Below are 12,798 nucleotides of genomic sequence, written 5' to 3' on the forward strand. Positions count from 1 at the left end.
AAGCCGCCGTCGCCGCCGGCCGCCACAACACCGCGGCCCAGCTGCGCGGCACGCTCGCCATGGCCGCGGCGGTCCGGGGCGACGCTGCCGCCTGCCGCGACCACGCCCGGCGCGCGCTCGGCACGGCACAGGCCCACGGGCTGATGGTCCCCGCCCTGCTGGCCACCTGGAGCCTGGGCCTGCTGGACCTCGCGCAGCAGCGGCCGCGGGCGGCCGTCGAGCTGCTGCGCCCCCTGGTCCTCGGGGAGTCCGGGGTCCACCACTTCGCGTGGCGCGTGCGGGTGGTCCCGTCCTTCGTGGAGGCCGTCGCCCTCGCCGTCGCCGGGCTCCCGGCCCCGGCGCGGAAGCGGGCCTGCCGACAGGCGCGGCTGATCCTGCGGACCCTGGAGGAGTGGGCGGAGGCGACCGGCGACCAGCGCGCCCGGGCCACGGTCCTGCACTGCCGGGCCGTGCTGGCCGCCACCGCGGCGCCCGCCTGCGCGGACGCGTGCTTCGGCCGGGCCCTGGCGCTGGTGGAGCGCGTGGGCTCCGAGTTCGCCCAGGCCCGTACGAAGCTGGCGTTCGGCATGGCACTGCGGCGGCTGCGGCGGCCCGGGGACGCCCGCGCGCACCTGCGGGGGGCGATGGTGCTGTTCGAGGCGTGCGGGGCCGAGGTGTGGGCGGAGCGGGCCCGCGACGAGATGCGCGCCGCCGGGCAGGCCGAACCGGGCGACCGGCCCCGCCCCGCGGCCTCGCTCACCCCGCAGCAGCTGCGGGTGGCGCGGCACGTCGCCGAGGGCCGCACGAACCGTGAGGTCGCAGCCCTCCTCGCCGTCAGTCACCGGACCGTCGACCACCACCTGCGCAACGTCTTCGCCGCGCTCGGGATCCGCTCCCGCGTCGAGCTGGTCCACGCACTGACGGCGCATCAGGCGTGAGCCGCCGTGCCCGCTCAGCGCGCCGGCAGGTGCCGGGCGAAGAACGAGAGCAGGTGGTGGTGCACCGCCGGCACCGCCGTCCCGACCATCTTCGCGCGGTCGGCGGCCGTCACCAGCCCGGCGGCCTGCAGCTGCGGCACCAGGGCCGCGTAGTCGGTGAACACCCAGTGCGCGGCGCGGTCGAGCTGCCGGCGGCAGGCGCGGCCCCGCGAGTGGCTGAGCACCGCGGGCCAGGAGCGCTCCAGCCCCTCGCGGTCCTGGAATCCGTCCGATCCGAGGAGGAGCAGCGGCCGGTCCGTCCCGTACCGGGCGACCGGGTACGGCTCGCCCTTCCCGCCGGGCGTCTCCGGCGCGCGGTCCAGGTAGCCCTCCAGATCGGCCGCCGCGCCGATGCGCCGGTCGTCGTACATCGCCTGCGTCACGGCGGTACCGCCCGCCGAGTGTCCGTACGCGCCCGCCCTCCGCAGGTCCAGCGCCCGGCCGAGGTGCTCCGGCAGGGGGCGGCCCGCCGCGTCCGGGTTCCGCCCGGCGGCCAGGGCCTCCAGCTGGTCCAGGACGAAACGGATGTCCGCGATCCGGGTGTCGATGAGGGTGCGGAAGAGGCCCGGGTCCGTCCTCGGGTCGTAGCGCAGCACTGTCGGGCGGATGATCTCCCGGCCGGTCATGGCGACCGGGAACTCCACCTCGCAGCCGTCGCCGGGGTGGTCGATGGTGACCACCACCCGGCCGTGGCTCGCCAGTTCCTCCGCGAGGGCGGTGCCCATGGTGCGCGCGTCGCCGCCTCCCGGGCTGTACAGCAGGACGGGCCGCCGGCGCGCGGCGTCAGCGGGGGCGCCCGCGTACGAATGGGTCAGGGTCGCCGCCCAGTTCACACCGGAGGCGGGCAGCTCCGGGTGGCTCCTGCGGCCGTCCGCGCCGAAGTCCGCGGCGGCGCCCGCGGTCATCTGCGGTGCGCGGCGGCAGCCGCGTACGGTGCGGGCCGGGTAGAACACGGACGCCATCACCTCGCGGACGGGGATCCCCGGCTCCAGCGGGTCGCGCCGGGAGCGGTCGACGAGGTAGAGGGTGGTGACTCCCGTCCGGTACGGGCCCGTCGGCGCCGGCAGCCGCAGGGTGATGCCGTCCGCGGGCCGCCGGTCCCGTGCGGCGGCCGGAACGCCGGTGCCGCCCGCGAGCAGCGCCCCCGCGGTGGCCGCCAGAGCTGACGTGGTGACGGCCCGTCGGCTGATGTGATGATGACGCATGGCGCTCCCCTTTACCTGCGATGACGTAGGTCCTTGTGCCACCCGGCGGCCGTTTGGGTGAATGCCGTGGGCACGGCCTGCATGCTGGTGCCCGGCGGGGAGCCCGGTCGAAGGTTCAGGCCCTGCCCGAAACGATGGCGCGGCGCCGGCAGGGAGTGCAGTGATACGGATCCGGTTCTCGGCCGCCGACTTCGCGCGCGTGCGGTTCGCGCCGCGGCCCGTGCCGCTGCAGGCGCTCAACACGGCCTTCATGATGCTGTTCCGCGGCGACGACCACCTGCTCTTCGGCCGCTGGCGGCAGCGGCTGCTCCGCGACCTGCCGGCCGCCGTGGCGCCCCTGGGCGACCTGGCCGGCGCGGCCGGAGCCCCGCTCTTCCTCGACGAGTTCGGCGAGCGGTCCGGCGACGCGCTGGAAGACGGCCTGGACGCCGTACGGGCCGCTCCCCCGGACCTGGTCCGCGCGGAACTGGAGCGCGTGCACGCCGGCCGTCCGGCGCCGCCTCCGCCGTGGATCCGCGACCTGCACCGGGGCGACGCCGGTGCCTGGCAGGTCCTCCGGCGCGCCCAGCACGCGGCCTTCGAGACGGCCGTGCGGCCGGTGTGGCCCCTCGTGCAGGACCTGCACCGGGCGGAGTTCACCCGCCACGCCCTGGCCGTGGCCGAGCACGGCGTCGGCGCGGCCCTCACCGCGCTCGTGCCCGGCGGCCGGCTGCACGGGGACGTCTGGGAGCTGCCGGCGCCCGGCGAGCGGGACCTCGCGCTGCGCGGCCGCGGCGTGCTGCTCCTGCCGGCGTTCCAGTGGACCGGGCACCCGCTCGTCGCCGACCTGCCCGGCCGGCCCCTCGTCCTGAGCTACGCGGCCGGCCCGGGGCTGCCCCTCTCCCCGGAGGGGACGGCCGGCACGGACGGGGCCCTAGCCGAGGTGCTCGGGCGGACCCGCGTCGAGGCGCTGGCCGCGCTCGCGCAGGAGCACACCACGAGCGGCCTGGCCCGGCGGCTCGGCGTCAGCAACGCCACCGCCTCGGCCCACGCCGCCGCGCTGCGCGGTGCGGGACTGGTCACCTCGGCGCGCGCGGGACGAGCGGTGCTGCACCGGCGCACGGAGCTGGGGAGCCTGCTCCTTCGGGGGCGGGGGCACGGCTGATGCCGGCGCGGGAGCGGACGGAACGGGCGGTCAGGAGCGGAACGCCCGGAGAGGCGCCTGCCACGACGGGTCGTAGGCGCTGCGGGGCGGACGCCGCCGGCCGCGGCCCGGGCGGCCGGGCGCCGCGGCGCGCGCTCTTCCCCTACGGCTGCGGCGAGCGCGCGTCGTAGCGCGCGAAGTCGCGCCACTGGACGGCGATGAACGCGATCGCCGCCAGGCAGGCGAGCCCGCCGCCGACGACAGCCCAGGACGGCGAGGCGAGGTCCGCGGCGGATCCCGCGAGGAAGTCGCCCAGCCGCGGCCCGCCCGCGACCACGACGATGAAGACGCCCTGGAGCCGGCCCCGCATGTCGTCGGGGGTGGCCGCCTGGAGCATGGTGGTGCGGAAGACCGCCGAGATGCTGTCGGCGCAGCCGGCGAGCCCGAGGAAGAGCAGGCCCAGCCAGAGGTTGCGGCTCAGCCCGAAGACGGTGACGGCGGCGCCCCAGCCCGCGACGGAGAGCAGCACGGCGAGCCCGTGCCGGTGGATGCGGCCGAGCCAGCCGGAGAACAGCCCGCCCAGCACCGCCCCGACGGCGGGCGCGGCGACGAGCAGGCCGACGGTCTTGGTGTCCCCGCCGTACCAGAGCCCGGCTATGGCCGGGAAGAGCGCCCTGGGCTGGGCCAGGACCATGGCGGCCAGGTCGGCGAGGAAGGTGATGCGCAGGTTGGGGCGGGTGACGAGGAAGCGCAGGCCGCCCCGGACGGAGGCGCGTCCCTGCCCCGGCCGGCCGTCGCTCTGCTCGGGGCGCATGGAGGGCAGGCGCCACATCGCGTACAGGGCGAAGGCGAACGAGACCACGTCGATGAGGTAGGCGGCCTGGAAGCCCCAGAGGCCGACGACGGCGCCGCCGAGCATGGGGCCGCCCATGAGCCCGAGGTTGGTGGTCAGGGAGGTCAGGGCGTTCGCCGCGGGGAGCTGCTCCGGGGCCAGGAGCTTGGGGATCATCGCGCTGCGGGCCGGGCTGTTCATGGCGAAGCAGACCGACTGCAGGGCGACGACCGTGTAGAGCAGCCACACCTGCCGCAGGTCGAGCAGCGCGGCCACGGCCAGCGCGACGGACAGCAGCGTGGCGCCGGAGGAGCTGGCCAGGCCCAGGGTCCGGCGGTCGACGGTGTCGGCGACGGCTCCGCCGTACAGGCCGGCGGCTATCAGCGGGACGAGGGAGCACAGGCCGACCAGGCCCACGGAGAACGTGGAGCCGGTGATCGCGTAGACCTGCAGGGAGACCGCGAGGGCGGTCATCTGCTGGCCCACCCAGGACAGGGTGTTCCCGACCCACAGGCGGCGGAAGTCCGCGGAGCGGCGCAGGGGGGTGATGTCGGCGAGGTAGCGCGTGCGCTGCGCGGGCCGGGCGGCGGGGGGAGCTTCGGGCACGGGTCTTCTCCGGGGATGGGCACAAGTGCGGCAGCCCACAACATCGCCACGGAGGTCCGCCTGCGGCAACAGGATTTCCGAGCGAGTGTCAGATCCCGTCGGCCGGCCCGGCCGGCTCCGCCGGCCTGGCGCGGACGTGCATGCGCTCGCCTTGGGGGCCGAACAGGCTGATGATCTCCACCGGGGCGTCTCCGGTGGAGCCGAACCAGTGCGGCAGCCGGGTGTCGAACTCGGCGGCCTCTCCCGCCTGGAGCACGAGGTCGCGGTCGGCGAGCACCATCCGCAGCCGGCCGCTGAGCACGTACAGCCACTCGTAGCCCTCGTGGGTGCGCGGCTCAGGCGTGCTGCGGGCGGGGCCGATGACCATCTTGAAGGCCTGCGGCCCGCCCGGCTGCCGGGTCAGCGGCACCACGGTCGAGTCGCCGCGCCGGACCGGCTTCAGGCGCACCCGCGGGTCGCCGACCGGGGGCGCGCCGACCAGCTCGTCGAGGGGCACCTGGTGGGCGTGCGCGATCGGCAGCAGCAGCTCCAGGCTCGGCTTCCGCTGCCCGGACTCCAGCCGGGACAGCGTGCTGACGGAGATCCCGGTGGCCTCCGACAGCACGGCGAGGGTGCACTGGCGCTGCTGACGGATGCGCTTGAGCCGCGGTCCGACGGCGGCGAGCACTTCTTCCATCCCTTTATTGCAGAAACAGCAACAAGGTTTGTCAAGGAAGCCGGCCGGGCCGCACAGTCGGCGCCGGATGCACGAGCGCAAGCCCGGCACGGGCATCGGCACGGGCACAGGCATCGGCACGGGCACGACTTCAGGGAGCGGATGAGATGGCGCACGAGACGCACGACTTCGACTGGGCGGCGCTGGCGGACATGCTGGAGCTTGAGGGCGAGGCCCACAGCCCCTACGTGCAGCAGGCCTTCGAGGAGCTGGAGCGGCTGGTTCCGGCGCCGGGGCGGATCCTGGACGTCGGCAGTGGCCCGGGGGTCGCGGCCTGCCGGCTCGCGTCGGTGTTCCCGCAGGCCGAGGTCGTCGCGGTCGACGGCTCGCCGGAGCTGCTGGCCCTGGCGGAGAAGCGGGCCGCGCGGCTCGGCGTCCGGCTGGGGACGCGGGCGGCGGAGTTCCCCGGCGGACTCGCCGGCCTGGGGACCGCGGACCTGGTGTGGTCCGGGCAGGTCGTGCACCACGTCGGCGACCAGCAGGGCGCCTTGGACCGGCTCGCCGGGCTGCTCGCGCCCGGCGGCGTGCTGGCGATCGTCGAGGGCGGGCTGCCGGCCCGGTGTCTGCCGCGTGACCCGGGCTTCGGGCGGCCGGACCTGCACAGCCGGCTGGACGCGGCGATGGCGGCCCGCTTCACCCGGATGCGCGAGGAGCTGCCCGGGTCCGTGGCGGTGACCGAGGACTGGTCCGGGATGCTGCGCGCCGCCGGCCTGACCGAGGTGCGGAGCAGGACCTTCCTCGTGGACCGCCCGGCGCCCCTTGACGAGGAGACGCGGAAGTTCGTGCGGCAGATGCTGGAGCGGCAGCGCCGGATCAGCGCCGAGGTGCTGGAGGCCGAGGACACGGCGACGCTGGACCGGCTGCTGGATCCGGCCGATCCCGCGGGGGTCGACCAGCGCCCGGACCTGTTCCTGCTGGTCGCGAAGACGGTGCATTTCGGCCGCCGCCCGCGGGACTAGACAGGACGTTGCCACCCGCCCACCCGTCAACTTAGGCTTACCTAAGTTGACGGGTGGGCAGGACGGAAGGGCATGCCATGGCCGGGACGGACAGCAGCAACCACAACGACACGGAGCAGGCCGCCGCGGCCTGGGAGGCGCGCAGCATCGTGGCGCGGCTCGCCTTCGGGCAGATGGCCGCGCAGACGCTCGGCGTCGCGGCGCGGATGGGGATCTTCGAGCGGATCGGCGCCGGCGAGCGCACGGCGGACGACCTCGCCCGCGACCTCGGCACTCAGCCGCAGGCCACGCACCGCCTGCTGCGCGCCCTGGCCGGTCTGCAGTTGCTCACCGAGACCGCGCCGGGCACCTTCGCGACGACCCCGGCGGGCGACCTGCTGCGCCCGGACGTCCCCGGCACGATGCTCGCGCTGGCCAGGTTGTTCACCCGCCCCTTGCTGCAGGGCGGCTGGGACCTCCTGGAGGAGGGGATCCGGACGGGGCGGACGACCTTCGACACCGCCTACGGCACGGACTTCTTCAGCTACCTCAAGGACCGCCCCGAGCTGTCCGCCGAGTTCAACGCGGCGATGAGCCAGGCCACGCGGTACGTCGCCGACGTCCTCCCCCGCCACTACGACTTCGGCCGCTTCGGCACCGTCGTGGACGTGGGCGGCGGCGACGGGACCCTGCTCGCCGGGATCCTCCGCGCGCACCCCGGGCTGCGCGGCATCCTCTACGACACCGCCGAAGGCCTCGCCCAGGCGCCGGAGCGGTTCGCGCGCGAGGGCCTCACCGGCCGGGTGACCCTGGAGACGGGCGACTTCTTCGCGTCGGCCCCGCCGGGCGGCGACCTCTACCTGCTCAAGAGCGTCATCCACGACTGGGACGACGAGCGGTGCACCACGATCCTGCGCCACATCAGGAAGGTCGTCCCGGTCGGCGGCACGCTCCTGATCGCCGAGCCGGTCCTGCCCCCGACCGTGCCCGCGGGGGAGCCGGACCTGACCTACCTCAGCGACCTCAACATGCTGGTCACGGTGGGCGGCAGGGAACGCACGGCGGACGACTTCGCCGCCCTGTGCGCCGCCGCCGGGTTCCGCGTGTCGTCGCTCACGCCCGTGCCCCCGCAGAACGTCTTCCACCTGATCGAAGCAGTCCCGGTACCGGACTGACGCGGGCCCCTTCCCTCCCGCTACGCACCTCCCTTCCTGCTACGCACCTCCTTTCCTGCTACGCACCGCGCTCGCACTCGGCGAGGAAGTCCAGCACCAGCGGGCTCGCCACCGCCCGGAACTCCTCGAAGTAGGCGTGCCGCGCGCCGGGGATCAGGTGCAGCCGGGCGCCCGGAATGCGGTCCGCGAGGAGGCGCCCGTTCGCGGCGGGGTTGAGGAGGTCGTCGCCGCCGTGCACCACCAGCGTGGGCGCGCCGACGCCGGGCAGGGCGTCCCACGCGTCGTGCCCGTTGCTGGCGGCCAGGTGCCGGCGCCGGGCGTACGCCGGCATGGCCGGATCGCCCAGCACGCGGGAGGGGCCGGCGGTGGCGGCGGGCCAGGCCGGGGTGTACATCAGGGCCCGCAGCGCCTGCTCCGCGGCGGGCGCGGGCCGGGCCAGGGACCTGCGGACGTCGTCGCTGCGCTCGACCGCGTGCCGGCCCCCCGGCGACGTGCAACCGAGGACCAGGGCGCTGACCCGCTCCGGGTGCCGGACGGCGAGCTGCTGGGCGACCCGCCCGCCCATGGAGGTGCCGTAGACGTGGGCGCGTCCGACGCCGAGGGCGTCGAGGACCGCGATCACGTCCCGCGCGAACCCCTCGGTGCTGTAGGGCTCGTCGGGCTTGTCGCTCGCGCCGGTGCCGCGGTAGTCGAGGGTGATGGTGCGGTGGGCGCCCTGGAAGTCGTCGCGGACGCCGTCCCACCAGTGGTGGTTGTTGGCCTGGCCCGCCAGCAGCACGAGCGGGGTCCCGTCCCCCTCGGCCTGATAGGCGATGCGGATCCCGTCCGCGGTCCCGGCGTACGGCATGGGCGCATCCTTCCGGCAGGTTCGTGCTGGTGACGGTCGGTCACAGTAAGCACCACGGGCACCGGAACCCGCAGTGACCGGCATCACGGGACGCGGGAACGAAGGAATGCAAAAACGCGGGAGCGAGGGAACGCGGGGCGAGCGGGCGGCGGGATCCGGACGCCGGGGCGGCCGCGCTCCTTGCCCGCGCGCCCGCGCACCGGGAGGATCCTCGGCGACGTTCCGGACCCTCCAAGCCAGGAGGCACCATGCCCGCCCCTGTTCCGCACGCCGGCCGGTGGGGACTGCGCGTGATGACGTTCAACCTGCGGTACGCCTCGGAGAACGACCCCCATCCGTGGTCGCAGCGCCGGCCCGTGATGCGGTGGCTGCTGCGCCACGAGAGGCCCCACGTGCTGGGGACGCAGGAGGGCCTGCACCGGCAGTTGCGCGACATCGCCGAGGACCTCGGCCCCCGCTACTCCTGGATCGGGCTGGGCCGGCACGGCGGCAGCCACGGCGAGTTCGGGGCCGTCTTCTACGACACGCTGCGGCTCGCCCCGGAGGAGTTCGACCACTTCTGGCTGTCCGGCACGCCGTCCCTCATCGCCTCGGCCACCTGGGGAAACACCATCGTCCGCATGGCGAGCTGGATCCGCTTCACGGACCGCCGCACCGGCACGGGGCTCTACCTCCTCAACACCCACCTCGACCACGCCCACCAGTACGCGCGGGAGCGCAGCGCGGAGCTGATCGCCGAGCGGCTGCGGGCCCTGGACCCGGCGCTCCCCCGCGTCGTCACGGGCGACTTCAACGTCCCGGCCCACGCCGACCCCGTCTACGACGCGCTGCTCGCCGGCGGCGCCCTGGCCGACACCTGGGACACCGCCGAGGAGCGCGGCCCGCAGTACGCGACGTTCCACGGCTACCGGCCGCTGGTCCCGGACGGGGACCGCATCGACTGGATCCTGTCGTCCCCGTCGGTCCGCACGCTGCACGCCGGCATCAACACGTACTCCCTCGACGGCCGCTTCCCGAGCGACCACCTCCCGGTGCAGGCGCTCGTCGAGCTGTGAGCGGGCACGGAGTCAAGCGCGGGCGGCGGTGCCGGCCGCGCGGCTGAGCAGGCCGGGGACCACCGCGTGACGGCCGCACGGGCCACGTGAAGTGGTCGTGTTCCAGGGCTCCTTCGGCATCGGCTGATGTGAACATTCCGTGCGCGCGCGGAACGGTAGCAGCGCGGGGCGGCCCGGGACGGGGGTTTGTCACCGGGCGCGAATCCTCGTCCGCCGCGTCCGAGCGGCGGTTAGCGTCCGTGGGCGTTCCGGCAGCCGAGTCGAGCGAAGAAGGTGCCATGCGACCGGTACGTCCCCTGCGCTCCGCACGCCCCTTGCGGTCCGTCTCCTCCCTGCGACCCGTGTCCTCCCTGCGGGCGCTGTCGCCCGCGTCCCAGCGGACCCTCGGCACCGGGCTCGTCGTCTTCTCTCTCGCCGCGACGCTGCTGGCGCTGCTCGTCCCCGTGTACCTCTTCGGCGGTGCCGGGACCGCGGCGGCCAGTGCGCGCACCGCGTGGACCGACGACGGCGAGGGCACCCGGCAGACGCCGTCGGGGCCGCTGACCGCGCTGGACCGGGACTTCGTCCGGCGGGTCCGCCTCGCCGGGCTCTGGGAGAAGCCCGCGGGGAAGCTCGCCCTGGAGCGCGGCACCACGGACGCCGTGCGGATGGCCGGCGAGCACCTCGTGGACGGCCACACCGAGCTCGACCAGCGGTCCGCGGACACGGCCCGCTCCCTGGGCGTGGGCCTGCCGGAACGGCCGAGCGCCGAACAGCAGGGGTGGCTCGACCAGTTGCGGGACTCCCGGGGCGCCGTCTTCGACCGGCTCTTCGCGAACCTCGTGCGCACCGCCCACGGCAAGGTCTTCGGCCTGGTGGCCCTCGTGCGCGACCGCACCTCCAACGCGCTGGTACGGGCCCTGGCGACGCGTGCCAACACCGTCGTCCTCGACCACATCACCGTCCTCGAGAACACCGGACTCGTCGACTTCCCCCACCCAGGCGACAACGAAAAGAAGTGACCCCACATGATGCGACAGGCCCACAAACGCTCGAAGCTGAGGACCCGGGCGGTGGTCGCGGCCGCGGCGCTGCTGCTCGGCGGAGGCGGTACGGCGATCGTCGCCAACCACGCCTCGGCCGGGAGCGCCGGGGACACCGGCAGAAGCGAACAGCAGAACACGGCACCGGCGGCGATGACCATCTCCTGCCCCGACGTCGGCGACCGGCTGGAGAACGTCCCCGCCGCCGCACAGCCCGCCGTCTCCCAGGGGCTGTCTCAGCTCGATGCCCAGGTGGCCCGGGCCTACGGGCGGCTGACGGGCGCCGGCCACGACACCGGCGGACACGACAGCGGGCACGACGCCGGCGGCGGCCACGGCTCCAGCGGTCAGGACGGGGCCGCGGGGGCCGGCGCTGTGCTCGGCGACCTCCAGCAGCAGCGCACCGAGACCATAGGCCGCATCTCCGGCTCCGTGCGCGCCGCGGGGAACGGCCCGGCCGGCTCCGGCGCGGACGGGCTCACCGGGCTGAGCCGGTGCACCACGCGCGAGGTCAGCACGGCCGCGGCCGACGACTCCTCCCGGCCGCTCAGCTCCCGGCTCGGCGACCGGGGCATGCCCGGCGGCCCGTCCCGCGCCGACTTCGCCGACATCAGGAAGGCCCCCGCCGCGAAGCGCACCCCCGCCACCGGGCGGGCCGGCTCGACCGGCACGTTCACTACGGTTTGCGGGCGCAATGAAAATGGCCACTTCAACCCCGACAACGTCATCGTGACGCCCGGGGTGCGCAACGGCGCGCACCACATGCACGATTACGTGGGCAATAAATCCACCGACGCCTTTTCCACCGACGCGAGCCTCGCCGCCGCGGGCACGACCTGCACCAACGGGGACAAGTCGACGCACTACTGGCCCGTGCTGCGCGTCCTGAACGGAAAGGCCGCGCCGGACGCGAAGGCGCCCGGCGGCGGGAACGACGGGAACATGGGCACGGTCCTGCGGCCGTCATCCGTGACCCTGCAGTTCCGGGGCAGCCCGGTGACGAAGGTGACCGCGATGCCGCGATTCCTCCGCATCATCACCGGCGACGCCAAAGCGCTCACGAACGGACTCGCCAACGCGAATGCCTCGTGGAGTTGCACCGGCTTCGAGAACCGGCAGCTGAAGGACAAATACCCGATCTGCCCGGACGGCTCGGACGTGGTCCGCACCTTCGCCTTCCAGAACTGCTGGGACGGGCGCGGCACCGACAGCGCCAACCACCGCACCCACGTGGCCTTCGCCCGCGCGGACGGCTCCTGCCCGCGCGGCTTCCGGGCCGTCCCGCAGCTGGTGCAGCGCATCACCTACGACGTGCCGGCGGGCGTCCCGTTCGCCGTGGACAGCTTCCCCGAGCAGCTGCACAAGCCCGTCACCGACCACGGGGACTTCATCAACGTGATGCCGGACGCCCTGATGGCGAAGGCCGTGTCCTGCATCAACTCCGGCCGGACCTGCTGACCACCCCCAGCCCCCGGCGCGGGTGCGCCCACCCCCCACTGCCACCCGCGCCGGGAAGGCGGCGGCCCCGAACTGCCGGATTCGGGGCCGCCGTGCCTTTTCCGGCCCGGCACGTGCTGGTTGCGGCGGCCGCCCCGTTCCGCCGGACACTCGCCGCGGTGACATCCCGCCGTTGCGGCGGGCTTCACTTCACCGCAACGCGGCAGGGAGCGGTACCGGCGGGCGTCTGTTCCCCGCCGTAACGGCGCGACACCGCGGCGCGCCGGGCCCGCGGTGCACCGACCGGGCCGCGCGGCCCGTGCACGAGCCCCGCCGGAGGCATCCGCGGCTCACAAGCCGTTGACCCGGGCCGCCCGGCCCGCCGCCCCGAGCGGGTGGACCGCGGCGCCCAGGGCCCGGGCGGAGCCGTGGGCCCGTGAGCGCAGCAGCCGCGCCCGGGCCATGAGCCGCCGGCTGCGCAGGGCGAGCTCCAGCTCGAAGCGGCTGTGCGGCTCGCGCATCGCGGGCCCGAAGAGCTTCTCGATCTGCCGCAGGCGGTAGCGCACGGTCTGCGGGTGCACGTTCAGCGTGCGGGCCGCTTCCGGGGCGCCGCCGCTCTCCAGCCAGGCCAGGAGCGTCACTTCCAGGCGCTCGCTCTGCCGCGGGGTGAGGTCGTCCAGGGGGCGCAGCCACCGCGCCGACAGGGCCCGGGCCAGGGACTCGTCCTGCAGCACCAGCAGGTCGGACAGGTGGTCGTCGACGAAGGTGATGCGTTCGGCAGGGCCGGACACCGCTCCCGCGAGCCCCAGCAGCCGGCGCGCCCAGCGCAGCGACGCGGCGGCCTCCGCGGCGGGCACGGAGTGGCCGACGGCGGCCGGGCGGCCGCC

The 12,798-nt window shown here is 75.2% G+C and carries 12 protein-coding genes; 7 read left to right on the top strand and 5 right to left on the bottom strand.

All coding sequences use genetic code 11. The features are described from left to right. Positions 1-917: helix-turn-helix transcriptional regulator (locus B7P34_RS32320; protein ID WP_146166993.1), on the top strand; the 917-nt coding region annotated here is incomplete at its 5' end. 14 nt (positions 918-931) lie between these two features. Here B7P34_RS32320 and B7P34_RS32325 read toward each other — a convergent pair. Further along, positions 932-2,161, bottom strand: a complete 1,230-nt coding sequence (locus tag B7P34_RS32325; RefSeq protein WP_106681734.1) for an alpha/beta hydrolase — start codon at positions 2,159-2,161, stop codon at positions 932-934. Positions 2,162-2,321: 160 nt separating this feature from the next. Here B7P34_RS32325 and B7P34_RS32330 point away from each other — a divergent pair, with 160 nt between their 5' ends. After that, positions 2,322-3,305 carry an ArsR family transcriptional regulator gene (locus B7P34_RS32330; RefSeq protein WP_106681735.1) on the top strand — a complete coding sequence of 328 codons (984 nt, stop codon included), beginning with the start codon at positions 2,322-2,324 and terminating at the stop codon, positions 3,303-3,305. A gap of 142 nt (positions 3,306-3,447) precedes the next feature. On the opposite strand, the gene B7P34_RS32335 is transcribed toward B7P34_RS32330, so the two are convergent. Together B7P34_RS32335 and B7P34_RS32340 are read right to left on the bottom strand one after the other, a co-directional pair. Then, on the bottom strand, positions 3,448-4,722 hold the full coding sequence (locus B7P34_RS32335) for an MFS transporter (protein WP_223268451.1): 1,275 nt from the start codon (positions 4,720-4,722) through the stop codon (positions 3,448-3,450). 88 nt (positions 4,723-4,810) lie between these two features. Next, positions 4,811-5,398, bottom strand: coding sequence for a helix-turn-helix domain-containing protein (locus B7P34_RS32340; protein ID WP_106681737.1), 588 nt, complete (start codon positions 5,396-5,398; stop codon positions 4,811-4,813). A 146-nt stretch (positions 5,399-5,544) separates the two neighbouring features. On the opposite strand from B7P34_RS32340, the gene B7P34_RS32345 reads away from it, so the two are divergent. Together B7P34_RS32345 and B7P34_RS32350 are read left to right on the top strand one after the other, a co-directional pair. Continuing rightward, on the top strand, positions 5,545-6,396 hold the full coding sequence (locus tag B7P34_RS32345) for a class I SAM-dependent methyltransferase (RefSeq protein ID WP_106681738.1): 852 nt from the start codon (positions 5,545-5,547) through the stop codon (positions 6,394-6,396). Positions 6,397-6,473: 77 nt separating this feature from the next. Then, entirely contained in the window at positions 6,474-7,550 is a 1,077-nt protein-coding gene (locus B7P34_RS32350; protein ID WP_106681739.1) for a methyltransferase, read from the top strand. A gap of 58 nt (positions 7,551-7,608) precedes the next feature. On the opposite strand, the gene B7P34_RS32355 is transcribed toward B7P34_RS32350, so the two are convergent. Beyond that, a complete protein-coding gene (locus B7P34_RS32355) occupies positions 7,609-8,397 on the bottom strand; it encodes an alpha/beta fold hydrolase (protein ID WP_106681740.1) in 789 nt (262 codons plus the stop codon). A gap of 248 nt (positions 8,398-8,645) precedes the next feature. On the opposite strand from B7P34_RS32355, the gene B7P34_RS32360 reads away from it, so the two are divergent. From B7P34_RS32360 to B7P34_RS32370, 3 genes are all read left to right on the top strand, one after another. Beyond that, positions 8,646-9,452: an endonuclease/exonuclease/phosphatase family protein gene (locus B7P34_RS32360; protein ID WP_106681741.1), complete on the top strand. Its 807-nt coding sequence runs from the start codon at positions 8,646-8,648 to the stop codon at positions 9,450-9,452. A gap of 278 nt (positions 9,453-9,730) precedes the next feature. Then, a complete protein-coding gene (locus B7P34_RS32365) occupies positions 9,731-10,453 on the top strand; it encodes a DUF4142 domain-containing protein (protein ID WP_106681742.1) in 723 nt (240 codons plus the stop codon). A 6-nt stretch (positions 10,454-10,459) separates the two neighbouring features. Further along, a complete protein-coding gene (locus B7P34_RS32370) occupies positions 10,460-11,932 on the top strand; it encodes a DUF1996 domain-containing protein (protein ID WP_106681743.1) in 1,473 nt (490 codons plus the stop codon). A 329-nt stretch (positions 11,933-12,261) separates the two neighbouring features. On the opposite strand, the gene B7P34_RS32375 is transcribed toward B7P34_RS32370, so the two are convergent. After that, positions 12,262-12,798, bottom strand: a 537-nt coding sequence (locus tag B7P34_RS32375) for a PucR family transcriptional regulator (RefSeq protein WP_148668963.1), incomplete at its 5' end; no start/stop codon positions are given.

It is taken from the genome of Streptosporangium nondiastaticum, from assembly GCF_003011965.1.
GTDB classification, from domain to species: Bacteria; Actinomycetota; Actinomycetes; order Streptomycetales; family Streptomycetaceae; genus Streptomyces; species Streptomyces nondiastaticus.